The organism is Limnospira sp. PMC 289.06, assembly GCF_032350395.1.
In the GTDB taxonomy this organism is placed as follows: Bacteria; Cyanobacteriota; Cyanobacteriia; order Cyanobacteriales; family Microcoleaceae; genus Limnospira; species Limnospira platensis.
On record NZ_JARPLC010000511.1, the window covers coordinates 1 to 402 of the forward strand.

The following is a 402-nucleotide window of genomic DNA, read 5'->3' on the forward strand; positions in this document are numbered from 1 at the left end:
GATATTGAATCCTAGAAAGTCGAACCCTGGTTTTTCTGTTTTACCATCATACTCAATAGATTTGAGCGTGTGGCAGATTCGAGTCTTTTCAGGTTTTATTTCTAAGCCTACAGGTTTTAACCATTCGGTGATTGCAGTTTGGCACTGTTCAATAATTCCTAGGTCTTTTGAGATGACCACAAAATCATCAGCGTATCTTATCAGATTGACCTGTGGGGCCGTTCCTTTGTTAGGATACATTTCTTTAACTAGCCTTTCCATTCCCAACAGTGCGATGTTGGCGAGTATTGGACTTATTACCCCTCCTTGAGGTGTCCCTGCTTCTGTATCCTCGAATACACCGTTGTCTAGCACACCTGCTTTGAGCCATTGTTTCAGGTCTCTTTTTAGGCGGCTTGGACT

At 42.8% G+C, this 402-nt stretch carries 1 protein-coding gene; it reads right to left on the reverse strand.

All coding sequences use genetic code 11. The annotated features are described in order from the left end of the window. A partial coding sequence (locus tag P5674_RS26040) for a reverse transcriptase/maturase family protein (protein WP_315670504.1) occupies positions 1 to 402 on the reverse strand: 402 nt, incomplete at both ends.